This window comes from Microbacterium sp. AG790, from assembly GCF_003634765.1.
Taxonomy (GTDB): Bacteria; Actinomycetota; Actinomycetes; order Actinomycetales; family Microbacteriaceae; genus Microbacterium.
In genome coordinates, this window is the sequence record NZ_RBWZ01000006.1 from 251,223 (window position 1) to 274,197 (window position 22,975).

General features: G+C 70.5%; 18 protein-coding genes and 1 pseudogene. 10 read left to right on the plus strand and 9 right to left on the minus strand.

Annotated features, from left to right (window positions below; all coding sequences use genetic code 11):
* Nucleotides 1-171: 171 nt before the first annotated feature.
* The 3 genes from DEU37_RS01730 to DEU37_RS01740 all read right to left on the minus strand — a co-directional run bounded on the left by DEU37_RS01730 (nt 172) and on the right by DEU37_RS01740 (nt 3,671).
* Nucleotides 172-1,524: an MFS transporter gene (locus DEU37_RS01730; protein ID WP_121188973.1), complete on the minus strand. Its 1,353-nt coding sequence runs from the start codon at nt 1,522-1,524 to the stop codon at nt 172-174.
* On the minus strand, nt 1,521-1,973 hold the full coding sequence (locus DEU37_RS01735) for a MarR family winged helix-turn-helix transcriptional regulator (protein WP_121188974.1): 453 nt from the start codon (nt 1,971-1,973) through the stop codon (nt 1,521-1,523). Before DEU37_RS01735 ends, DEU37_RS01730 begins: the two co-directional genes overlap by 4 nt.
* Nucleotides 1,974-2,051: 78 nt before the next feature.
* A complete protein-coding gene (locus DEU37_RS01740; protein WP_121188975.1) occupies nt 2,052-3,671 on the minus strand; it encodes a DHA2 family efflux MFS transporter permease subunit in 1,620 nt (539 codons plus the stop codon).
* Between the two features lie 59 nt (nt 3,672-3,730).
* Between DEU37_RS01740 and DEU37_RS01745 the strand changes: the two genes are divergently transcribed.
* The 4 genes from DEU37_RS01745 (at nt 3,731) to DEU37_RS01760 (ending at nt 8,106) form a co-directional block, all read left to right on the plus strand.
* A complete protein-coding gene (locus tag DEU37_RS01745) occupies nt 3,731-4,612 on the plus strand; it encodes an alpha/beta fold hydrolase (RefSeq protein ID WP_121188976.1) in 882 nt (293 codons plus the stop codon).
* Between the two features lie 63 nt (nt 4,613-4,675).
* Complete coding sequence (locus tag DEU37_RS01750) at nt 4,676-5,725, plus strand: biotin/lipoate A/B protein ligase family protein (protein WP_121188977.1); 1,050 nt, start codon at nt 4,676-4,678, stop codon at nt 5,723-5,725.
* Nucleotides 5,722-6,615 (plus strand): site-specific DNA-methyltransferase, encoded by an 894-nt coding sequence (locus tag DEU37_RS01755; RefSeq protein ID WP_259457097.1) that lies wholly within the window; start codon nt 5,722-5,724, stop codon nt 6,613-6,615. Before DEU37_RS01750 ends, DEU37_RS01755 begins: the two co-directional genes overlap by 4 nt.
* A gap of 39 nt (nt 6,616-6,654) precedes the next feature.
* Entirely contained in the window at nt 6,655-8,106 is a 1,452-nt protein-coding gene (locus tag DEU37_RS01760; protein ID WP_259457098.1) for a carboxylesterase/lipase family protein, read from the plus strand.
* On the opposite strand, the gene DEU37_RS01765 is transcribed toward DEU37_RS01760, so the two are convergent.
* The 4 genes and pseudogenes from DEU37_RS01765 to galT form a co-directional block, all read right to left on the minus strand.
* Nucleotides 8,046-8,777 (minus strand): YdcF family protein, encoded by a 732-nt coding sequence (locus DEU37_RS01765; RefSeq protein WP_259457099.1) that lies wholly within the window; start codon nt 8,775-8,777, stop codon nt 8,046-8,048. The two genes, DEU37_RS01760 and DEU37_RS01765, sit on opposite strands and share 61 nt — an antisense overlap.
* Nucleotides 8,774-8,869, minus strand: a pseudogene (locus DEU37_RS01770) (alpha/beta hydrolase); the annotation flags it as partial. The pseudogene DEU37_RS01770 and the gene DEU37_RS01765, both read right to left, overlap by 4 nt.
* 55 nt (nt 8,870-8,924) lie before the next feature.
* On the minus strand, nt 8,925-10,124 hold the full coding sequence (gene galK, locus DEU37_RS01775) for a galactokinase (protein WP_121188980.1): 1,200 nt from the start codon (nt 10,122-10,124) through the stop codon (nt 8,925-8,927).
* A complete protein-coding gene (gene galT / locus DEU37_RS01780) occupies nt 10,121-11,317 on the minus strand; it encodes a galactose-1-phosphate uridylyltransferase (RefSeq protein ID WP_121189609.1) in 1,197 nt (398 codons plus the stop codon). The genes galK and galT overlap by 4 nt, the downstream gene beginning before the upstream one ends.
* A gap of 55 nt (nt 11,318-11,372) precedes the next feature.
* Between galT and DEU37_RS01785 the strand changes: the two genes are divergently transcribed.
* Complete coding sequence (locus tag DEU37_RS01785) at nt 11,373-12,383, plus strand: LacI family DNA-binding transcriptional regulator (protein WP_121189610.1); 1,011 nt, start codon at nt 11,373-11,375, stop codon at nt 12,381-12,383.
* A 20-nt stretch (nt 12,384-12,403) separates the two neighbouring features.
* Here the strand turns inward: DEU37_RS01785 and DEU37_RS01790 are convergent, their stop codons facing one another.
* Together DEU37_RS01790 and DEU37_RS01795 are read right to left on the minus strand one after the other, a co-directional pair.
* Nucleotides 12,404-14,545: an alpha-galactosidase gene (locus tag DEU37_RS01790; RefSeq protein WP_121188981.1), complete on the minus strand. Its 2,142-nt coding sequence runs from the start codon at nt 14,543-14,545 to the stop codon at nt 12,404-12,406.
* Nucleotides 14,542-15,636, minus strand: a complete 1,095-nt coding sequence (locus DEU37_RS01795; protein ID WP_310790669.1) for a LacI family DNA-binding transcriptional regulator — start codon at nt 15,634-15,636, stop codon at nt 14,542-14,544. The genes DEU37_RS01790 and DEU37_RS01795 overlap by 4 nt, the downstream gene beginning before the upstream one ends.
* Before the next feature lie 78 nt (nt 15,637-15,714).
* Between DEU37_RS01795 and DEU37_RS01800 the strand changes: the two genes are divergently transcribed.
* The 5 genes from DEU37_RS01800 to DEU37_RS01820 all read left to right on the plus strand — a co-directional run bounded on the left by DEU37_RS01800 (nt 15,715) and on the right by DEU37_RS01820 (nt 22,392).
* Nucleotides 15,715-16,629 (plus strand): carbohydrate ABC transporter permease, encoded by a 915-nt coding sequence (locus DEU37_RS01800; RefSeq protein ID WP_121188983.1) that lies wholly within the window; start codon nt 15,715-15,717, stop codon nt 16,627-16,629.
* A gap of 32 nt (nt 16,630-16,661) precedes the next feature.
* Entirely contained in the window at nt 16,662-17,552 is an 891-nt protein-coding gene (locus DEU37_RS01805; RefSeq protein ID WP_259457153.1) for a carbohydrate ABC transporter permease, read from the plus strand.
* A gap of 73 nt (nt 17,553-17,625) precedes the next feature.
* Nucleotides 17,626-18,972 (plus strand): sugar ABC transporter substrate-binding protein, encoded by a 1,347-nt coding sequence (locus DEU37_RS01810; protein WP_121188985.1) that lies wholly within the window; start codon nt 17,626-17,628, stop codon nt 18,970-18,972.
* 84 nt (nt 18,973-19,056) lie between these two features.
* Entirely contained in the window at nt 19,057-20,841 is a 1,785-nt protein-coding gene (locus tag DEU37_RS01815; RefSeq protein WP_121188986.1) for a beta-galactosidase family protein, read from the plus strand.
* Nucleotides 20,842-20,886: 45 nt separating this feature from the next.
* A complete protein-coding gene (locus DEU37_RS01820; RefSeq protein ID WP_121188987.1) occupies nt 20,887-22,392 on the plus strand; it encodes an alpha-N-arabinofuranosidase in 1,506 nt (501 codons plus the stop codon).
* The last annotated feature ends 583 nt before the right edge of the window (nt 22,393-22,975 follow it).

Below are 22,975 nucleotides of genomic sequence, written 5' to 3' on the forward strand. Positions count from 1 at the left end.
ACAGGCCGGAGGCGCAGAACCCGCATCAGGATCGGGGGGGATACGCGGGGCTTCTCTCCTTCAATAATAGAACAAAGATTCGAATATTGCAATGGACAATTCGCACACATCGTGATTCGCGACGGGGTGCGATGCATGATGGGTGGCGGCAGAGGCCGGTTCGTGGTGGTGCTACCGCCGTGTCGGATCGGGCAGCGAGATCGGCGTCGTTCCCGCCACCTCGTCGCTGAACTCCTCCGGGGTCACGATCGACAGGGGCCGGGTCTCGTCCAGCGAGAGGGCGAAGCGGCGCGACTCGTGGCGGTGCAGGCGCCCCGACCACAGCAGCCATCCGAAGCCGACGGCGAAGGCGACGAATGCCGCCGCGGCCCCGAGCAGGATGGCGGCACGCGCCCCGTATTCCGCGGCCACCCAGCCGACGATGGGAGCGCCGATCGGCGTGCCGCCCATGAGGATCGCCATGTACAGCGCGAGCACGCGCCCGCGCAGTGCCGGATCGGTCGTCGTCTGCACGTAGCCGTTCGCCGTCGTCAGCGTCGTGACCACCGAGAACCCGGTGAACATCAGCGTGATGGCGTACAGCCAGTAGTCCGGCATGAACGCCGAGACCGTTCCCGCGACCGCGAACATGCCGGTGCCCACGATCACGAGACGCATCCGCGCACGATCCCGCCGGGCGGCCAACAGGGCCCCGGCGAGTGAGCCTATGGCCAGGATCGAGCTCAGCAGCCCGTAGCCGTCGGCATCCCGTCCGAACTCGAGGGCCATCGTCGAGGCGAAGATGGGGAAGTTCATGCCGAAGGCGCCGAGCAGGAACACCATCACGAACGTCACGATGAGGTCGGGGCGGCTGCCGACGTAGCGGAAGCCGTCGGCCAGGCGCGACGCGCCGGGCGCGGTGATTCGCGGCACGAGCTCGTCGGAGCGGATCAGTCGCAGGGCCACGATCATCGCGAGGAACGTCACCGCGTTGACCAGGAAGACCCAGCCGGTGCCGACCGCGACGATGACGACGCCGGCGGCGGCGGGCCCGATCATCCGGGCGCCGTTGAAGGATGCCGCGTTCAGCGCGACCGCGTTCGAGGCGTTCTCGCGGTCGACGAGATCGGACACGAACGCCTGGCGCGTCGGGTTGTCGAAGGCGGCCACGAGGCCCAGCGCGAAGGCGAAGACGTACATGAGGGGCAGCGTCATGACGCCGCTGAGGATCAGGATGCCGATGGTCGCCCCGAGCACGAGCAGCGAGCTCTGCGTCACCATCAGCAGCCGTCGCCGTTCGAAGCGGTCGGCGACCCAGCCCGTCACGCTCACCAGCAGCAGGGGAGGCGCGAACTGCAACGCCATCGTCACGCCCATCGCCCCCGCGTCGTTGTGCGTGAGCTGCGTGAGCACGACCCAGCTGAGAGCTGTGGCCTGCATCCAGGCGCCGATGTTGGAGACCAGGGCGCCGATGAACCAGACGCGGTAGTTGAAGACCGAGAACGAGCGGAACATCGCGTTCGATGAGCGGGTGGACGAACTCATCGGGCGGCCACCTCCCGCATCAGCTCGGCGGCGGAGCGCAGCAGCTCGCGCTGCGACGCCGTCAACTCGGCCAGGGCGTCTTCGAGCCACGAGTCGCGGCGCCGGACGGTCTCCTCCACGACCGCGCGACCCGCGTCGGTGAGCGCGATGTTGACCTTGCGGCGGTCGTCGGCATCGGTCGTGCGCGTGAGGTAGCCCGATTCCTCCAGGCCGTTCACCGTGCGGTTCATCGACGGCGCCGACACGCGCTCCCGGTCGGCGAGTTCGCCGAGGGTGTGCTGCCCGTGCACCGACAGGGCGGCCAGCACGGCGAACTGCGCGTCGCTCATGGTGTCGACCGCCCGCTGGGAGCGAAGCCGTCGCGCCAGACGGAAGGTCGCCATGCGCAGATCTGCGGCGGGCGAGGACAGGTCGGGTGCGGCGGGTGCGGGCGTGCTGTCGGTGCTCATGCTGTTACTTAGCATAGCTCATTAGTCTTGCTAAGTATCACGTGGGCGGTGTCAGGCGGATGCCGCCGGATCGGATTCTCAGCTCCGCACGGGCGGCTCCTCGGCATCCGTCTCGCCTCGCCGCCGCTCGCGGCCCAGCGGAATGGTCGCGAGAAGTCCCACCACCAGGAAGCCGGCCGCGGTGAACGCCGACAGTCGCGTCGCATCGGAGAACGCCGCCTTCGCGTCGGCGGCGATCGGCGCGGTCGCCGGGTTCGCGGCGAGGCCCGCGATGGCGCCGCCGGAGCTGTCGACGACGGCCGACACGATCTGATCGCGCTGCTGCGGCGGCAGGCCGCGGTCGTCGAGCGACGACGACAGGATGCCGGCGGTGCCGGTGAACAGCACTGTTCCGAGGATCGCGATCCCCAGCGCCGAGCCGACCTGTCGGGCCGTCGACTGCGTCCCCGACCCCTGTCCGGACAGCTCGACCGGCACGTCCTGCAGGATGACTCCGGTCAGCTGCGCCGTGGCGAGTCCCACGCCGAAGCCGTAGACGAACAGCGCAGGCAGCAGCCACAGCCAGGCCGACTGCGTCCCGGCATCCGCGCCGACGACGAGGCCTGCCGCGATCACGCCCACGATCTCGGCGACGAGTCCGGCGCGGACGATCAGCACGGCGCTGACCTTGCCGCTGGAGGCTCCCGCGAACCCGCTGGCCACGAACGAGCCCGCGGCGAGCGCGATGAGGATGAGGCCGGTCTGCAGGGCGTCGAATCCGAGGACGAACTGCAGCCACAGCGGCAGCGACAGGATGATCCCGAACTCGCCCAGCGCCACGACGAGCGCGGCGATGTTGCCGCTGCGGAAGCTCGCGATCGAGAAGAGGCGGGGATCGAGCAGGGTCGGTCGTCCCCGACGCGCCTGGCGCCGCGACCACGTCACGAAGCCCACCGCCGCCAACAGTGCCAGAGTGAAGGCGACCGGTACGGGCGAGACGGAGAACGGCCAGCTCCAGCCGCCGACGGTGAAGGGGTCGTTGACGTCCCACCATCCGAGGGTGCGGCCTTCGATCAGGCCGAAGACGAGCGCTCCGAACAGGATGACCGACAGTACCGCGCCGACCGCGTCGAGCGTGGGAGCGTTCTGGGCGCGCGACTCGCCCACCGCCCACAGCACGCCGATCGCGATGATCACGCCGAGGGGGATGTTGATGCCGAAGGCCCAGCGCCACGAGAACGAGGTGGTCAGCCAGCCGCCGAGGAGGGGCCCCACCGCCGCCATGCCGCCGATCGTCGACCCCCAGACCGCGAAGGCGATGCCGCGCTCACGACCCTGGAAGGTCGAGTTCAGCAGCGACAGCGTGCTGGGCAGCATCATGGCGCCGCCGACGCCCTGCACGAGACGGGCGAGGATCAGCAGGTCGCCCGTCGGCGCGAACGAGGCGATCACCGACGCGACCGCGAACAGCGCGACGCCGATCAACAGCAGGCGTCGCCGTCCGATGCGGTCGGCCAGCGACCCGAACAGCAGCAGCAGTGCGGCGAACACGAGCGTGTACGCCTCCTGCACCCACTGCACCTGTGTGGAGGTGATCCCCAGGTCATCGACGATCGCCGGAATCGCGACGTTGACGATCGTCGAGTCGACGATGATGAGTGCGACCGCGAGGCTGATGAAGACCAGACCGATCCAGCGGCGAGACGTGACGTCCTTCATGAACGGCTAGCTTATCTAGCAATTTTCCAGCTGCCAACCGCCGGTCCTAGACTCGGGCCATGGCAGCGGCGCAGCGCGAGGAACGTTCCTTCATCGATCCTCACGGCATCCGCACCATCTACGACGTCTACGAGCCGGGCGACGATGCCGCGCCCGTCCGCGGCGTCGTGCAGATCCTCCACGGCGTCGGGGAGCACGCGGGCCGCTACACCCACGTCGCCGAGGCGCTCACGGCGGCCGGCTATCTCGTCTACGCCGACGATCACCGCGGGCACGGGCGCACCGGCCTGGAGCAGCACGGAGGAGACGTGCGCCGGCTCGGTCGACTCGGCCCCGGTGGGCTTCGGGCCGCCGTCGCGGCCTGCGCTCAGCTGAGCAGCATCATCCGCGCCGACCACCCCGGGCTGCCCCTCATCCTCGTCGGACACTCGTGGGGCTCGTTCCTCGCGCAGATGCTGCTCGACCGGCATCCGCGGGACTACGACGCGGTCGTCCTCACCGGCTCGGCGCTGCGCTGGCCCGGAGCCCTGAACTCCGGTGACCTCAACGCGCCGTGGAAGGCGCCCGACGCGATGGGGTCGGAGTGGCTGTCCTCCGACCTCGCGGTCGGCCGCGCGTTCCTCGACGACCCGCTGACCACCTCGGAACCGCTCGCGAAGCTCTTCGGCCCGCTCGACACGCTGCGGCTGATCGGCAAGCCCGCGAAGGACCTTCCCCGCGACGTGCCGCTGTTGCTGATGATCGGGCGCGACGACACCGTCGGGGGCCCGCGCAGCATCCACCGTCTCGCCGAGGCGTATCGGCGCCGCTCCGGCCTCACCGATGTCACGACGCTGATCTACCCCGACATCCGCCACGAGGTGTTCAACGATGTGACCCGCGAGGCCGTGATCGCCGATCTGATCGCGTGGATCGACCGGCACCTCCTGCACGCGGCGTGACGGCCGGATCGCGTCGCACCGACGGTGCGCCGGAGGGCTGCCTCCACCTCGTACGCTGGAGTCATGCACGGGGAGTACAAGGTTCCGGGCGGCAAGCTCGTCGTCGTCGACCTCGAGGTCGATAACGGGCGCATCGCCGATTTCCACCTCGCGGGGGACTTCTTCCTCGAGCCCGACGACGCGTTGGCCGACATCGACGCCGCCGTGACGGGGCTTCCCGTGGAGACGGATGCCGCGGGCATCGCGGCCGCCGTCCGCGGGGCGCTGCCCGACGGCGCGCAGCTGCTCGGGTTCACGCCCGAGTCGGTCGGCACGGCCGTGCGCCGGGCGCTCGTGACCGCTCCCGGCTGGCGCGACTTCGAGTGGGAGGTCGTGCACGAGAAGGCGGTCTCACCCGCCATGAACCTCGCCCTCGACGAGGTGCTCACGACGCGCGTGGGCGATGGCCGACGCAAGCCGACCCTACGTATCTGGGAGTGGAACGAGTCGGCCGTCGTGATCGGCTCGTTCCAGTCGTACCGCAACGAGGTCGACCCCGACGGCGCAGCGCGGCACGGATTCGACGTCGTGCGGCGCATCTCCGGCGGCGGCGCCATGCTGATGGCGGCGGGCTCGATCGTCACCTACTCGCTCTACGTGCCCGCCGCGCTCGTCGCCGGCCTCACCTTCGCGGACTCCTACGCGTTCCTCGACGACTGGGCCCTGCAGGCGCTGCGCTCGCTCGGCGTGGACGCCGTGTACCAGCCGCTCAACGACATCGCCTCGCCGGCCGGAAAGATCGGCGGCGCCGCGCAGAAGCGGCTCGCGAACGGCGGCGTGCTGCATCACGCGACGCTGTCGTACGACATGGACGGTCAGGTGATGACCGAGGTTCTGCGCATCGGCCGCGAGAAGCTCAGCGACAAGGGCACCGTCTCTGCGGCCAAGCGCGTCGACCCGCTGCGGAGCCAGACGGGACTGCCGCGCGAGGCGATCATCGAGCGGTTCATGCAGACGTTCTCCACGCTCTACGGCGCCGAGCCCGGTCATATCACCGAAGAGGAATACGCCGAGGCCGAGGTCCTCGTCGAGGAGAAGTTCTCCACCGACGCCTGGCTGCACCGCGTTCCGTGACCCACGCACCGGCACCCGGCACCGTCGACGTTCCCGGCGCCGTCGAGATCCACCACGGCGACAACCTCGCGGTCGCGCGCGCACTCCCGGATGCCGCGTTCACCCTGATCTACCTCGATCCGCCGTTCAACACGGGTCGGCTCCAGGGCAAGGCGATCGAGTCCGCCGACCGCAGCGGCGTGCGCGGTGAGGTCAAAACAGGCTTTCGCGGCACGAGTTACTCGCGCCTGCGCGGCGATCTGCGCCGCTACGACGACCGTTTCGACGACTACTGGGAGTTCCTGGAGCCGCGCCTGCGGGAGGCGTGGCGACTGCTCGCCGCCGACGGCACCCTCTACGTGCATCTCGACTACCGCGAAGCCCACTACGCGAAGGTGCTGCTCGATGCGCTCTTCGGGCGCGAGTGCTTCCTCAACGAGCTGATCTGGGCGTACGACTACGGCGCCAAGAGCCGCCGCCGGTGGCCGACGAAGCACGACACGATCCTGGTCTACGTGAAGGACCCGCGCGGGTACTGGTTCGACTCGGACGCCGTGGACCGAGAGCCCTACATGGCGCCCGGGCTCGTCACCCCCGAGAAGGCGGCTCGGGGAAAGCTCCCGACGGACGTGTGGTGGCACACGATCGTGCCGACCAGCGGTCGCGAGAAGACGGGCTATCCCACGCAGAAGCCGGAAGGCATCCTTCGCCGGATCGTTCAGGCGTCCAGTCGACCCGGTGACCGCGTGCTGGACCTGTTCGCCGGCAGCGGCACCACGGGAGCGGTGTGCAGTGCGCTGGGGCGCGACGCGGTGCTCGTGGACGACAACCCCGAGGCGATCGCGGTGATGCGTCGGCGCATGCCGCAGGCGCGCATCGTGGATGCCGGGCCGCGGTCGCCCGTGCCGTGATCGGCCCGTGCCGTGATCAGCCCGTGCCATGATCGGACCGTGCAGAGCGATCCCGAGATCCTGATCACCGCCGGACGTGTGCGCGGCCGCTGGCGCACGGCGGCGGACGGGAGCCGATCGGCCGCGTTCCTCGGCATCCCGTTCGCGGAGGCGCCGGTGGGAGAGCGGCGTTTCGCCGCGCCGGTGCGCGTCGCGGCGTGGGAGGGCACGCGGGATGCGGGCGCGTTCGGGGCGACGGCGCAGCGCGGTGACCCCGGGATCACCCTCATCCCCGAGCCCAGCATCCCCGGCGACGGCACGCTCAACGTCAATGTCGTCACGCCCGATCCGGGAGCCGCCGGGCTTCCGGTACTCGTCTGGATCCACGGCGGAGGCTTCTTCTCCGGCTCGCCCGCCAGCCCCTGGTACGACGGACGTGCTTTCGCGCGCGACGGCGCCGTGACCGTGACCATCTCGTACCGGCTCGGCGTGGACGGTTTCGGTCACATCGACGGCGCGCCCTCCAACCGCGGCGTGCGCGACTGGCTCGCGGCGCTGGAGTGGGTGCAGGAGAACATCGCGGCCTTCGGCGGCGATCCCGCGCGCGTGACGATCGCCGGCCAGTCGGCCGGGGGCGGTGCCGTGCTGACCCTCCTCGGGATGCCGTCGGCACAGCACCTTTTCCACCGGGTGTGGTCGCTGTCGGGCGCCCTCGGCGACGTGGAGCCCGAGCGGGCCCGCGCCCTCACCACCGCCATCGCGGCCGCAGCCGGGGTCGCCGCCGACCGCGACGGGCTCGCATCGATTCCCGAAGAACGCCTGCTCGCGCTGCAGAAGCAGGCGACCGCGATCGATCCGAAGGCGGCGGCGGAGATGCTCGCCGCCGGGCTCGCCCTCGGTCCCGAGATCGACGGCGAGCTGCTGCCGCGCGCGACGGGTGCGTCATTCGCGGCCGGGGTGGGGGCGGACAAGCCGCTCGTGCTGGGCACGACCGACGATGAGTTCACGATGATCTTCGCGGGCGCGCCCCGGGCGTTGCGCTGGGTGCCCGCGAGCATCGTCCTCGGCCGTCTCGGACTGGAGCGAGGGCGCCGTCGCGCCTACCTCGCGGCCAACCGCGACGTCGTCGTGCACGGTACGACGCGTGTGGCCGGCCGCTACCTCACCGACCGCATGTTCCGGGAGAAGAACGTGCAGCTCGCCGATGCGCGGGGCGCGGCGCCCACCTGGATGTACCGCTTCTCGTGGCCGTCGGGACGCTTCGGGTTCGCCGAGCACTGCCTCGACGTGCCCTTCTTCTTCGACTGCCTGGATGCCGAGGGCATCGTCCCGCTGGCCGGCGACGAGCCGCCGCAGACGCTCGCCGACGCGGTGCACGCCGACGCGGTCGCGTTCGTCGCGGGCGGCGATCCCGGCTGGGAGCGGTGGAGTGCCGCGCAGCCCGCGCGGATCTACGACGTGCCCGTCTCGGAGCGGGTCGACGCGTACGCCTCGGTCGCGCCACTGCGCTGAGCACCCGCAACCGCACCTTCGTCCGCACCGGCAACGGCACCCGCGACCGGTCGGCTCGCTGCTGCCATGGCGGCGGTGCGGCCGGCGGAGCGCCCCGCGACGGCGTCGTAGAAGGTGAGCGCAAGCCGGAGGGGTCCGAGCTCGAGGGGGCGGAAGTCGCGGGTGCGGCGCAGGCGCTCCCACAGGCGCGGGTCGAGCTCGCGCAGATACCCGCGAGCGCGGTGGGCGTGCGCCGTGTTCGAGGCGATGCGGATGGTGCGCGCCTCCTGCAGCCACGGCAGGCTGAACGACAGGTTCTCGCGTGTGCTCTCGGCCGCCGCCTCGATGGCGACGGCATCCGGCTCCACGCCGAGATGTCTCGTCGCGTGACGCGCCATCACGACCGCTTCCGGCTCGCTCCCGCGCACGGCGCCGCCGGAGAAGACGAACAGTGCCCCGGGCGGCGCCGAGCGCACCGCGATACGCGTCCGCCACGCCTGCAGAGCGTTCAGGCGACCGTCCTCGCGCGAGCGGAATCCCAGCACGAGCACCACGTCGCGCCCGTCGGTCGGGCCGATGGCCGGGCTGGCGGGGTAGGCGCCGCGGGAGGTGCGCCACGCCTGCACCTCACCGAACGCGAGCACCGCCGCACCCGCCGCCGCGAGCCACAGCATCCATCCGAGGGCTCTCACGTGCTCAGGAAGGCGAGCAGCGCCTCGTTCACCTCGGCGCCGTGGGTGCGCAGCAGCCCGTGCGGGGCGCCGTCGATCTCGACGTAGGTGATGGAGGCCACGAGTGCTCCTTCCGGGATGCCGCGGGTCGGCGTCCCGCCCTCGACGCTACCCGTCCCGGTGCGCGCCGTCAGAGGGGTGCACGGTGAACACGTGCGCCGCGCCGAAGCCCGCGGCGGCGAACGCCGCGGCGACACGGGCGGTCGCCTCCTCGACCAGTTCGCGGTCGATGAGCGCGATCGCGGCGCCGCCGAAGCCGCCGCCGGTCATGCGGGCGCCGACGGCCCCTGCTGCGCGCGCGGTCTCCACGGCCAGGTCGAGCTCGGGCGTGGAGATCTCGAAGTCGTCGCGCATCGACGCGTGCGACGCGTCAAGAAGCGCGCCGATCGCCCGCGGTCCCTCCGCGCGCAGCACGCGCACGGCGTCGAGCACACGCTGGTCCTCCGTGACGACGTGGCGGACGCGCCGGAAGGTCACGTCGTCCATCAGCGCACGGGCGCGGTCCAGGTCGGCCGGCACGAGGTCGCGCAGGGCCGCGACGCCCATGATCTCGGCTCCGCGTTCGCAGGCCTCGCGGCGCTCGCCATAGCCGCCGGTGGAGTGCGCGTGGCTCACGCGAGTGTCGATGACGAGCACCTCCAGACCGGCGTCGGCGAACCCGAGCGGCACGACATCGGCCTCCAGCGACCGGCAGTCGAGGAAGATGCCGGCGTCGGCGCGGCCGAGCATCGACGCCATCTGGTCCATGATCCCGGTGGGGGCTCCCACCGCCAGGTTCTCGGCGCGGCGACCGGCCTGGGCGAGATCCACCGGCGAGAGGGAGAGCTGCCATACGTCGTTGAGAGCGGATGCCGTGGCGCCCTCGATCGCCGCCGATGACGAGAGCCCTGCGCCGACGGGGACGTCGGAGGCCAGAGCGATGTCGACCCCGGTGAGGCCGTCGGCGTCGCGGCCGGCGGCACGCGCGGCATCCCGCAGCGCCCACGCCACCCCGAGCGGATAGCGCGCCCACTCGACGATCTCGTCGCGGCGGGCGGGGAACAGTGCGTCGAGGTCGGCGAGAGCGACCTCCACCGGCACCGGATCGAACGTCGACACGACGCGGATGCGCCCGTCGCCGCGCGTGCCCAGCGCCGCGATCGTGCGGCCGTCGATCGCGAAGGGGAAGACGAAGCCGTCGTTGTAGTCCGTGTGCTCGCCGATCAGGTTCACCCGTCCCGGAGCCGACCAGTATACCGCGGGCTCTGCGCCGGTGAGCTCGCCGAAAAGGTCGTGCGCGTCGGTGCGTGGTGTGGCCGTGGTCGTCACAGCTGGACTCCTTCGATGGCGGATCGCAGCCGATCGGCGGCGGTCTCGGGGGGGACGTCGCCGATCCAGGCACCCATGGCCGCTTCGGATCCGGCGAGGAACTTGAGCTTGTCGGCGGCGCGACGCGGGCTCGTGATCTGCAGGTTCAGGCGCACCGTGTCGCGACCGACGTGGACGGGTGCCTGATGCCAGGCGGCGATGTAGGGGGTCGGATCGCCGTAGAGGGCGTCGATGCCGCGCAGCAGTCGCAGATAGATCGGTGCGAGCTCGTCGCGCTCGGCGTCGTCGAGGGCGGCGAAGTCCGGCACGTGACGGTGGGGGAGCAGGTGCACCTCGATCGGCCAGCGCGCGGCGAACGGCACGAAGGCGGTCCAGTGCTCTCCCCGCAGCAGCACGCGGGGGCCTTCCTGCTCGAACGCGAGGATGCGTGCGAACAGATCGGGCGCGGTGCGGTCGATCGTGTCGAGAAGGCGGGTCGTGCGGGGCGTGATGTACGGGTACGAGTAGATCTGGCCGTGAGGATGCTGCAGCGTGACACCGATCGCCTCGCCGCGGTTCTCGAACGGGAACACCTGCTGCACGCCGGGCAGCGCCGACAGGGCCGCCGTGCGGTCGGCCCACGCCTCGATCACCGTGCGTGCGCGCGTCGGCGTCTGCGTGCCGAACGAGCCGCTGCGCTCCGGTGAGAAGCACACGACCTCGCAGCGGCCGACGCTGGTGCGGGTGCGACCGAGGCCCAGGTGCGCGAGGTCGTCGAGCCCGCGCGGGGGATCGGATGCCGCGGGGGCGTCTCCGGTCGCCTCGGACAGTGCCGGACCGAAGGAGGGCGAGCGGTTCTCGAAGACGGCGACGTCGTAGTGCGAGGGGATCTCCGACGGATTGGTCGGGGTCTGCGGGGCGAGCGGATCGAGTTCGGCGGGCGGCAGGAAGGCGCGGTTCTGTCGGGCGGCGGCGACGGAGATCCAGTCTCCCGTGAGGATGTCCTGGCGCATGGTCGCCGTCGCCGGGCGGGGGTCGAGGCTGCGCGTGTCGAGGGCGCGATCGGGGCCGAGGGTCGTGTCGGGGTCGTCGAAGTAGATGAGGTCGCGCCCGTCGGCGAGTCGGGTGGGGCGCTTGACGACGCCCGCGCCGAGCGGCGTCGCGGGGGCCGTCGGCGGTGTCGCGGGGGCGAGGTGAGGAGGCGGCTCCGGCATGTTCACGATAACACGATACGGCTATGTGCGTGCTATCGTCAACACGGAGGTCGGGATGGCACACAAACGCGCGTCGATGGCGGATGTCGCACGGATCGCGGGGGTGTCGGCGCAGACCGTCTCTCGTGTCGTCAACGCCAGCCCGCGGGTCGACCCCGCCACGCGCGCCCGCGTCGAGGAGGCGATGGCACGCAGCGGCTACCGCATCCACCGCGCCGCCCGGGCCCTGCGTACGGGGAGGTCCGGCACGATCGGCGTCGTCGTCTCCACGCTCGCGACCGTCGGAAACTCGCTCATGCTCGAGGCGGTGACCGATGCCGCCGCCGAACGCGAGCACGACGTCGCGGTGGTCACCCTCGGCTCCGGAGACGCCGCCGAAGCGCTCCAGCGGCTCAACGAGCAGGGAGTCGACGGCGTGGTCGTCATCAACGAAGCCTCCGCTCTCGTCCGCTCGGCGGATCTGCCGACCACTCTTCGACTCGTCGTCGTCGACTCGCCGCCCGACGACCGGTTCGCCGGCGTGGAGACCGATCATGCCGGGGGAGCGGCCGGCGCGACCGCGCACCTGCTCGCACTCGGGCACGCCACGGTCGCGCACATCGCCGGGCCGGCGACCTCGTACGCGGCCGCCGAGCGCGAGCGCGGATGGCGCGACACCCTCGAGGCGGCGGGGCGTCCCGTCGGCGCACTGGTGCGCGGCTCGTGGAGCTCGGCATCCGGCTACGAGGCGGCGCAGACGCTCATCGGCGACGGCGCCGTCGGCACCGCTCTGTTCGTCGCGAACGATCAGATGGCCCTCGGCGCGCTGCGTGCCCTCGCCGAACACGGTGCGCGGGTGCCCGAGGATGTCAGCGTCGTCGGCTTCGACGACGTCGACGACGCGGCCAACTACCGCCCTCCTCTCACGACGGTGCGCCAGCACTTCGACCGGCTCGGCGCCCAAGCCGTGGCCGCTCTGCTCGACGAAGCCGACGCGCCCGACTCCGCGGTGGCGAAAGCCGCGACCCGCGCGGTGATGCCTGCCCCGCTCATCGTGCGCGACAGCACCGGCCCCGCGCCGGTCTGAGCGCGGCGCGTGCGCCGAGGTCAGTCGACGGCGACGGCGCGGATCAGTGCGGCGGCCTGCGGCTGCAGCACCGGCGGTCGGAGCCCCACGGATGCCGCCGCGCGTCCGGTCATCGTGACCGGATCGGCCTGCCAGGCCAGCGGCGACTGGCCGAGATAGCCGCCGGCACCGTCCGGGATGGCGATCGAGACCCGGTACCGACGGTCGGGGTCGAGCCCCGGCAGGGTGATCGGCGCCGGCGGGTGCAGGGCACTCGTCCGCACCTGCGTGTGCACGTAGACGGCCCGCGAACGATCGCGCGCGACGGCGCCGCGCAGGTCGAGGGCGGGGTCGGCGAGGTCGGCGTGCACGCGTCGGCCGGTGGCGATGAGCTCGCGGTGCTCGCGGTACAGATCCACCCACGCGGCGATCTGCGTGAGGGTGGTTTCGTCCTCCGCGGTGAGGTTCCACTCGATCCCGAAGTGGCCGAACAGTGCGGTCAGAGCGCTGAACGGCAGCGAGACGCTCCGTCCCGTCGAGTGCACGACCGGGCTCGTCAGATGGGCGCCCATCATCTCGGGCGGCACGATCAAGCCGGTGTAGCGCTGCGTGTCCAGCCGCTCGAGGGGATCGAGGCAGTCGCTGGTCCAGATGCGATGCGTGCGCTGCAGGATGCCGAGATCCACGCGCGCCCCGCCCGAGGCGCACGACTCGATCTCGAGCCCGGGATGGCGATCGAGCAGCTCGTCGAGCAGGCGGTACAGCGCGAGGACGTTCTCGTGCGTCCGCGCCGCGCCGTGCGCACCCGATCCCGCTTCGGCGAGATCGCGGTTGTGATCCCACTTCAGGTACGCGATCGGGTACTCGTCGAGCAGGGCGTGCAGCCGGTCCGCGATGTAGGCATAGGCGTCGGGGTGGGACAGATCCAGCACCTGCTGCTGGCGGCCCGGCGGGGGCAGCTCGTCCCGCGCGCGCAGGATCCAGTCGGGATGCCGCCGCGCCAGCTCGCTGTCGGGGCTGACCATCTCCGGTTCCACCCAGAGCCCGAACTCCATTCCGAGCCCGCGCACATGCTCGATCAGCGGGCCGAGGCCGTCGGGCCAGACCTCGGCATCCACCCACCAGTCCCCGAGCGCGGTGGTGTCGTCTCGGCGGCCGTGGAACCACCCGTCGTCGAGCACGAAGCGCTCCGCGCCGACGCGCGCACCGCGGTCGGCGAGGGTGCGCAGCGTGTCGAGGTCCTGACGGAAGTACACCGCCTCCCACGTGTTGAGGGTGACCGGCCGCGGTCGCCGCGGATGAGAGCTGCGCGCCCGCAGCTCCTCGTGGAAGCGGGCGGCGAGCTCGTCGAGGCCGTCGCCCCACGACCCGACCGCGTCGGGAGTCTCGTAGCTCTCGCCCGGGCCGAGGATGATCTCGCCCGGCTGCAGGAGCTCGCCGGCGCGCAGCACCGCGTCGCCGGTGGGCGTGCGTTCGGCGAGAAGGCGGTGCTCGCCCGACCATGCCAGGTGGATGCCGTGCACGAGGCCGCGCTCGAAGCCGAAGCCGGCAGTTCCCGCCGCGAGCAGGAGCGTGGCGTCTGCGCCCGGTCGTCCGCGGCGGCTCTCGCGGGCGAAGGCGCCGATCGTGAACGGCTGGCGCTGCGGCGCACGCTCGCGCAGGTGGTGGCCGGTCGTGCTCAGCAGTTCCGCGGCGGTCGGCGGCACGGGAAAGCCCGCGGTGAGGGCGCCCACTCGGTAGGGGGTGCTGCCGAGGTTGGTCAGTCGCAGGCGCTGATGCAGCAGGCCGCTGGGTCCGAGGCTCAGCACGAGACGCACCTGGAGACCGGCCGCGTCGTCGCGGAGGGTGACGGTCGCGGCATCCGGGGCCACCTCGGCATCGACGAGTCTCAGACGTGTCGAGAAGTCTGCGCCCGCGCGGTCGCCGATCAGTCCCGGAGTGGTCAGCCAGCCTCCGGACTGCTGGGGGAGCAGGGTGAGGCGGCCGGTGGCGTCCAGGCCGCCCGAGACGCGCTGGGGGACCGCGGCGCGGGCGAGGTCGGCGAGATCCGCCGCGCTGAGCTCGCCGAGATCCTGCCCCCAGTGCACGATGATCGGCTGGTCCGCCGACACGAGATCGAGCACGACGCTCGTGCCGCCTGCGCGAAGGTGCGCGTGGGAGGGGGAGGCGGGGGCAGAGGTCACGAGAGATCGTCCTTCATCGGCGAACGGGTATGCGGTGCGGTGGAGGCGCGCGTGACGAGTGCCGTCGACACGTGGTGCACGCCGCCGGCGACCGGGCGCCCCTCGATCTGGTCGACGACCAGCGAGACCGCGAGCGAGCCCGCGGTTCCGAAGTCCTGGCGCACCGTGGTCAGCGGCGGCCAGAAGTAGGCCGCCTCGGCCATGTCGTCGAACCCGACGACGCTGACCTCGCCGGGCACAGCGCGACCGCGTTCGTGGAATGCGCGCATCGCGCCGAGCGCCATCTGGTCGTTCGCCGCGAACAGCGCGGTCAGCTCGGGTTCCTCTGCGAGCAGGCGGCCGATGCGGTAGCCCGACTCGGCCGTCCAGTCGCCCACGTGAACCTGCGGCATGCGCCTGCCGGCCTCCTCCAGCGTGGACTGCCAGGCCAGGCGCCGAAGCTCGGCGGCGCGGGATGCGGGCGGCCCGGCGATGTGCCAGACGGTCTCGTGCCCGAGCGCGAGCAGATGCTCGACGGCGAGGCGACTGCCCTGATCCTGGTCGGCCGTCACGGAGGGCAGCTCGTCTCCGGCGCCGGACTGGATGAGAACGCTCGGCATCCCCGCGGGAAAGCTGACGGATGCCGAGGACATCAGATGCGACTCGATCACGACGATGATGCCGTCCACCGCGTCCTGATCCAGTCGGGAGACGGCGGAGGCCACGGCGTCGCCGGCGGCGAGGGCGGGCTGGGCCTGGATGAGCTCGATGGCGTAGCCCCGCGCGGCCGCCGCGGCCAGGATTCCGCCGATCGTGCCGACGTTGCCGAGCGAGTCGAGGCTGAAGACCACGACGCCGATCGACCCGAAGGCTCCGCGCCGCAGCGCACGGGCCGCCACGTTGGGGCGGTAGCCGAGCTCGTTCATGGCCGCAAGCACACGGTTGCGCGTCGAATCCGCGACCCGCTCGGAATTGTTAGCCACTCGTGACACGGTCTGTCCGGAGACCCCCGCGCGCCGCGCGACATCTTGCAGCGAGGCGCCGCGCGCGCGTTCCGCTGAGCCGTTCATCCGCGTTCTCCCTTGAGCGTCGATCCGGAACTCTTGACACATGTTGACGTCAACATGCTACTCTCGACCTCGCCATGTTGACGTAAACATGGCCCCGTCCCACAGAAGGCTCTGACGAAGATGTCCGCACTCACCGCTCCCTCACCGGCTCCACGCCGCGTGCGTCGGACCGACCGCCAATGGGCGGGGTTCTGGTTCGTCCTGCCCTTCCTCATCGTGTTCGCCGTGACGTTCCTCGCGCCACTGGCCTACTCGATCTATCTCAGCGTCTTTCGCACCAAGCTCATCGGCGGCACGTCTTTCGTCGGGGCCGACAACTACCTGCAGGCGTTCTCGGACCCGCAGTTCTGGGCGGGCTTCGGAAACGTCTTCCTCGTGCTGGTCATCCAGGTGCCGATCATGCTGCTGCTGGCGCTCGTCGCGGCCCTCGCGCTGGACTCGCGGCGCCTGGCCGGCAGCTCGTTCTTCCGCATCGGCATCTTCCTGCCCTACGCGGTGCCCGGCGTCGTCGCGGTGCTCATGTGGGGCTTCATGTACTCCGACCGCCTGGGACTGGCGGGCAACATCAATCAGCTCGTCGGCTTCGACCTGGTCACGCCCTTCACCCAGCAGTGGATCCTGCTCGCGATCGGCAACATCATCACGTGGGAGTTCATCGGCTACAACATGCTGATCTTCTACTCGGCGCTGCGCACCATCCCCGAAGACCTCTACGAGGCGGCGGCGCTGGACGGTGCCGGTCAGTTCCGCATCATCCGCGCGATCAAGCTGCCGGCCCTGCGCGGTGCGCTGGTGATCGCGACGATCTTCTCGATCATCGGCAGCTTCCAGCTGTTCAACGAACCCAACATCCTCAAGACGCTGGTCCCGAACCTGCTCACGACGTACTTCACCCCGAACATGTACGCCTACAACCTGAGCTTCATCGGGCAGCAGGTCAACTACGCCGCCACCATCGCGATCATCATGGGCATCATCACCGCCGTCATCGCCTATGTCGTACAGCTGCGCGGCACCCGTAAGGAGAACCGCTGATGGCCGGCCTGCCTCTCGACCACACCGGCACCATGACCGGTCGTCCCCGTCGCCGTCGGCGCTCCGAGATCGGTGAGAAGGGGCCGCGCAAGTCGCCCCTGCTGACGATCATCATGTCGCTGTTCCTGGTCTACTCCTTCCTGCCGCTGCTGTGGCTCGTGATCAGCTCGACCAAGACGCAGCAGTCGCTGATCGGATCGTTCGGCCTGTGGTTCTCGGGGCCCTTCGCCCTGTTCGACAACATCGGACAGGTCCTCACCTACAACGACGGCATCTTCCTGCGGTGGTTCCTCAACACCCTCATCTACGTCGTGATCGGGGCGGGCGGCGCGACGCTGCTGGCGACGCTGGCCGGCTACGGCCTCGCGAAGTACAACTTCCCCGGCAAGCGGGCCGTGTTCGCGGTGATCCTCGGCGCCATCGCGGTGCCCGGAACGGCGCTCGCGGTGCCCACGTTCCTCATGTTCAGCCAGCTCGGCCTCACGAACACGATGTGGGCGATCATCATCCCCTCGCTGATCTCGCCCTTCGGCCTGTACTTGATCTGGGTCTACGCGGTCGACTCGGTGCCCACCGAACTGCTCGAAGCGGCGCGCGTGGACGGCTCCGGCGAGTTCCGCACGTTCTTCACGATCTCGCTGCGGCTGCTGGCGCCCGGCGTCGTCACGGTGGCCCTCTTCGCGATCGTGGCGACCTGGAACAACTACTTCCTGCCCCTCATCATGCTCAACGACCCGAACCTGTTCCCGCTGACCATCGGTCTGCAGCAGTGGAACCTCCAGGCGGTCGGCGTCAGCTCGCAGCCGATCTTCAACCTGGTCATCACCGGGTCGCTCCTCACGATCGTTCCGATCGTCATCGCCTTCCTCCTCCTCCAGCGCTACTGGCAGTCCGGCCTGAGCGCGGGAAGCGTCAAGCAGTGACAGGGGTGTCACTGCGCGGCGTCCCCTCCCCACCCACCCACCCACATCCGACAAAGAAGCGGAAGGACACAGCATGACAAGCACCAAGAAGATCGCGCGCGTGGTCGCGATCGGAGCCACCGCGCTCCTGATCGGCGGCGGCCTCGCGGCGTGCGCCGGCGGCAACGGCGGCTCGAGCTCGGGCGGCGGCAGCGCGTCGTCGATCGACGAGGCCCTCAAGGCCGGCGGCGAGATCACCTACTGGACGTGGACGCCTTCCGCCAAGGATCAGGTCGCCGCGTTCGAGAAGGCGTACCCCAACGTCAAGGTCAACCTCGTCAACACCGGTGGCGCGAACGACAACAACACCAAGCTGCAGAACGCGATCTCGGCCGGCTCGGGCATCCCCGACGTCGTGCAGATCGAGTACCAGTCGCTTCCGCAGTTCCAGCTGGCCGGTTCGCTCCTGGACCTCAGCTCGTACGGTTTCGGCGACCTCAAGGACGACTACACGGCATCCACGTGGGGCGCGGTGTCGCAGAACGGCGGCATCTGGGGCCTTCCGCAGGACTCGGGCCCCATGGCCCTGTTCTACAACAAGGAGGTCTTCGACAAGTTCGGTCTGACCGTGCCGAAGACGTGGGACGAGTTCGTCGCGGCGGGCGAGAAGCTGCACGCGGCCGACCCGACGAAGTTCATCACCAACGACCAGGGCACCGACGCCGGCTTCGGCACGTCGATGATCTGGCAGGCCGGTGGCCGCCCGTTCAAGACCGATGGCGAGAACGTCACGATCGACCTGAACGACGCGGGCGCGAAGAAGTGGACCGGTGTCTGGGACAAGCTGCTCGCGAGCGGCTCGCTCGGCAACATCCCCGGCTGGAGCGACCAGTGGTTCCAGGCTCTCGGTGACGGCACGATCGCGTCGCTGCCGATCGGCGCCTGGATGCCGGGTGTTCTCGAGGCCAACGTCCCCGGCGGCAAGGGCAAGTGGGCTGTCGCGCCCATGCCGACCTACGACGGCACCCCGGCCACGGCCGAGAACGGTGGATCGTCCGAGGTCGTCATGAAGGGCTCGAAGAACCAGGCTCTCGCGGCCGGCTTCCTCAAGTGGCTGAACAACTCGCAGGACTCGATCGACGTCTTCCTGAAGTCGGGCGGTTTCCCCGCGACCACGAAGGACCTCGAGTCGCCTGACTTCCTGAACAAGACCTCGGACTACTTCGGTGGCCAGGCCATCAACAAGGTTCTCGTCGACGCGACCAAGTCGGTGGGCACCGGGTGGCAGTACCTGCCGTGGCAGTCGTACGCCAACAGCATCTACGCCGACACCGTCGGCAAGGCCTACCTGAACAAGACGTCCATCGCGGACGGACTGAAGGCCTGGCAGGACAAGAACGTGTCCTACGGCACGGACCAGGGCTTCAGCGTCAACAAGTAAGCCCATCGCAGGATCTGCGGCGGTGGGGTGGTCCCGATCACCCCACCGCCGCGGCTGTGAGAAGACAGTGATTGAGAGGCCCGCATGGCTACCGGATCCTTCCGCATCGGCGAGAGCGACTTCCTGCTGGACGACCAGCCGTATCGGGTGCTCAGCGGGGCCCTCCACTACTTCCGTGTGCACCCCGACCAGTGGGCCGACCGCATCCGCGCCGCCCGCCTCATGGGGCTGAACACGATCGAGACGTACGTCCCCTGGAACGAGCACGAGCCCGAGCCGGGCGCCTTCCGCGCCGACGGCGCGCTCGACCTCGCCCGCTTCCTCGACCTGATCGCCGCCGAGGGGATGCACGCGATCGTCCGCCCCGGGCCCTACATCTGCGCCGAGTGGGACGGCGGGGGCCTTCCCGCCTGGCTGTTCTTCGACGGCGACATCGGCGTCCGCTCGGCCGACCCCCGCTTCCTCGCGCCCGTGACCGCCTTCTTGCGCCGGGTGCTGGCGATCGTGGTGCCGCGCCAGATCGATCGCGGCGGCCCGGTGATCCTCCTCCAGGTCGAGAACGAGTACGGCGCCTACGGCGAGTTCACGACGCAGGAGCGCGAGAGCTATCTGCGGGCCCTGCGCGACACGTACCTCGACGCGGGCGTGACGGTGCCGCTCACGAGCGTCGACCAGCCGACGGATGAGATGCTCTCGCGCGGCAGCCTGCCCGAGCTGCACCGCACCGGCTCCTTCGGCGGCAACGTCGCCGACCGCCTGCGCGTCCTACGCACGCATCAGCCCACCGGGCCGCTCATGTGCTCGGAGTTCTGGTGCGGATGGTTCGACTACTGGGGGTCGTTCCACCGCACGTCCTCGACGGCGGCATCCGTCGAGTCGCTGGAGGCCCTGCTGCAGGCGGGGGCCTCGGTCAACATCTACATGTTCCACGGCGGCACCAACTTCGGCCTGACCAACGGTGCCAACGACAAGGGCGTGTTCGAGCCGACCATCACGAGCTACGACTACGACGCGCCCCTCGATGAGGCCGGTCGGCCCACCGAGAAGTTCTGGGCGTTCCGCGAGGTCATCGCCCGCTACGCGCCCGTTCCCGCCGCGACCGCGGCCGACCTGCTGCCGCCGCTCGCGGCGGCGCCCGCGGCGGCTCCGCTGGAACGCGTCGCCTCCCTCGCCGCGATCCTGAACGCGGAGCCCGCACAGCGTCACGACCACGCGCCGACGATGGACGAGCTCGGCGTCGCGCGCGGCTTCCTCCGCTATGAGACCCGCCTGGCGCAGGGCGAGACGCCCGTGGTGCTCGCGATCGGCGAGGTGCGCGACCGTGCGTGGGTGAGCCTGGACGGCGTGCCCGTCGGGATCCTGTCGCGCGACCGTCGCGAGCGCACCCTCGTGCTGCCGCGCGGCTCCGGTGTTCTCGGCATCCTCGTCGAAGACCAGGGCCGCGTGAACTACGGCCCGCGCATAGGCGAGGACAAGGGCCTGATCGGCCCGGTCACCGTCGGCGGGATCGCCCCCGCCGACTGGGATGTCGTCGTCGTGCCGTGGGAGCAGCTGCCGGCGCGCGTCGCCGGTGCCGCCGCGTCGGATGCCGCGCCGAGCGCCGGTGCGGCGGTGCTGCGCGCCGTCGTCGAGCTCGACGCGCCGCGCGACCTCGTGCTCGACCTGACGGCGCTGGGCGCCGGGCTCGTGTGGATCGGCGACGCCTGCCTGGGCCGCTTCTGGCAGACGGGCCCGCAGCACTCGCTGTTCGTCCCCGCGCCGCTGACGCGGGCGGGCCGTAACGTGTTCACGGTGCTCGACCTGGAGCCGACCGGCGCCGCCGAGCTCGCGTTCAGCGATCGGCTGCTGCTCGGGCCTGTCGAATGGTGAGGCCTGTCGAATGGTGAGGCCTGTCGAATGGTGAGGAGAGAACCCATGACCGCACGTGTGCGTGGTGCCGAGATCATCGGCGACGTCGACCCGCGAGTGTTCGGCGGGTTCGTCGAACATCTCGGACGTCACATCTACGACGGCATCCATGAGCCCGGGCACCCGAGTGCGGATGCCGAGGGCTTCCGCACCGACGTGATCGCGCTCGTGCAGGAGCTCGGCGTCACGACCATCCGCTATCCCGGCGGCAACTTCGTCTCCGGCTACCGCTGGGAGGACGGGATCGGGCCGCGCGAAGATCGGCCGCGGCGCCTCGATCTGGCGTGGCGATCGACCGAGACCAACCAGGTGGGTCTGCACGAGTTCTCGTCGTGGCTCGACAAGGTCGGCAGCGACCTCATGCTCGCGGTCAACCTCGGCACGCGCGACGTCGCCGAGGCGCTCGACCTGCTCGAGTACGCGAACGTCGCCGCCGACACCGCGTGGACCCGCCAGCGCGCCGCGAACGGGCGGGACACCCCCTTCGACGTGCGCATGTGGTGCCTGGGCAACGAGATGGACGGCCCGTGGCAGCTCGGCCACCGCAACGCCGAGGACTACGGCAAGCTCGCCTCGCGCGCGGCCAAGGCGATGCGCATGCTCGATCCCACCCTCGAGCTCGTCGCCTGCGGCTCATCGGCCCGCGACATGCCCACCTTCGGGGCGTGGGAGCGCGACGTGCTGCGGCATACGTTCGACGACGTCGATTTCATCTCCTGCCATGCGTACTACCAGGAGCGAAACGGCCAGGCGCAGGAGTTCCTCGTCTCGGCGGTCGACACCGACCTGTTCGTCCGCGAGGTGGTGGACGCCGCCGACAACGTCGCGCGCGAGCGCGGGTCGGACAAGCGCATCATGCTCTCGTTCGACGAGTGGAACGTCTGGTATCAGTTCGCCGACGACGGCACCAAGGCGGGCGATCTCGTTCCGGACGGCTGGCCCGTCGCCCCACGGCTGCTCGAAGACCAGTACAACGTGATGGATGCCGTCGTCGTGGGCGATCTGCTCATCACGCTGCTCCAGCACGCCGACCGCGTGCGCTCCGCCTCGCTCGCGCAGCTCGTGAACGTCATCGCGCCGATCATGACCGAGCCGGGCGGCCCCGCGTGGCGCCAGACGACCTTCTTCCCCTTCTCGCTCACCTCCCGCCTCGGCCGCGGCACGGCGCGTCGGATCGAGATCGATGGCGCACCGCGGGTGCAGAGCGCGCGTTTCGGCGACGTCTCGGCCGTCAACGCGGTCGCCACGACCGACGACGCCGGCACGAGCGTGTTCCTCGTGAACCGGTCGGTGACGGATGCCGCGGAGCTGACCCTCGACCCGGGTGCGCTGGGCATGGCATCCGCCGACGTCGTCGAGGCGTGGATCGTCACCGACCCCGATCACCGCGCCGCCAACTCCCTCGCCGCCCCCGAGCGGGTCGCGCCGCTGGCGCTCGCGGTCGCTCGCGAGGGCGACCTGCTGCGCGTCGCGCTGCCGCCCGTGTCGTGGGCGGTCGTCCGCCTCGGCTAGCCTCCGCTCCGCGCGTTCTCCCGCGCGAGAAACCACATCCGCCACGAGAAACCAACGCAGCGGGTGTTTCTCGCGCTGAATGTGGTTTCTCGCGGCGCGGCGCGCGCCCGCGCTGCGCCTCAGTCGGCGATGAGCTCCGCAGAGCTGCGCTCGTTCGACAGCACCGGATGCCACGCGCCGGCGAGTCGAAAGCGGAGCGTCGGCGTCGTCGCCGTGTCGGTGTCCGTCATCGACCTGTGCCGAGAGCGTCGTCGATCGCGTCGCGGACGACGCCGATCCCGTCGCCGGTCGTGACGAAGCGGATGCCGAGCTGATCCGCCGCGACGGTGAGGTCGATCGACGCGCCCGCCTGGTTCTTCGCCGGACAGGACCAGGTCGATGAGCCATCCGACCGAGAATCCGCTGACGCTCTGCTTTGCGGAAGCGCTCACCACTCGCGAGTCTGCTGCGGTGACACTGGCGACGACCTTCGATGCCCGCGCCTCGTCGGAACCGCTCGACGAACCTGAACATGCCGTACACAACACCAACGCGGCGGCTGACGCCACCACAGCCACCCATGCGCGCCTCAAGAAGTGGTCCA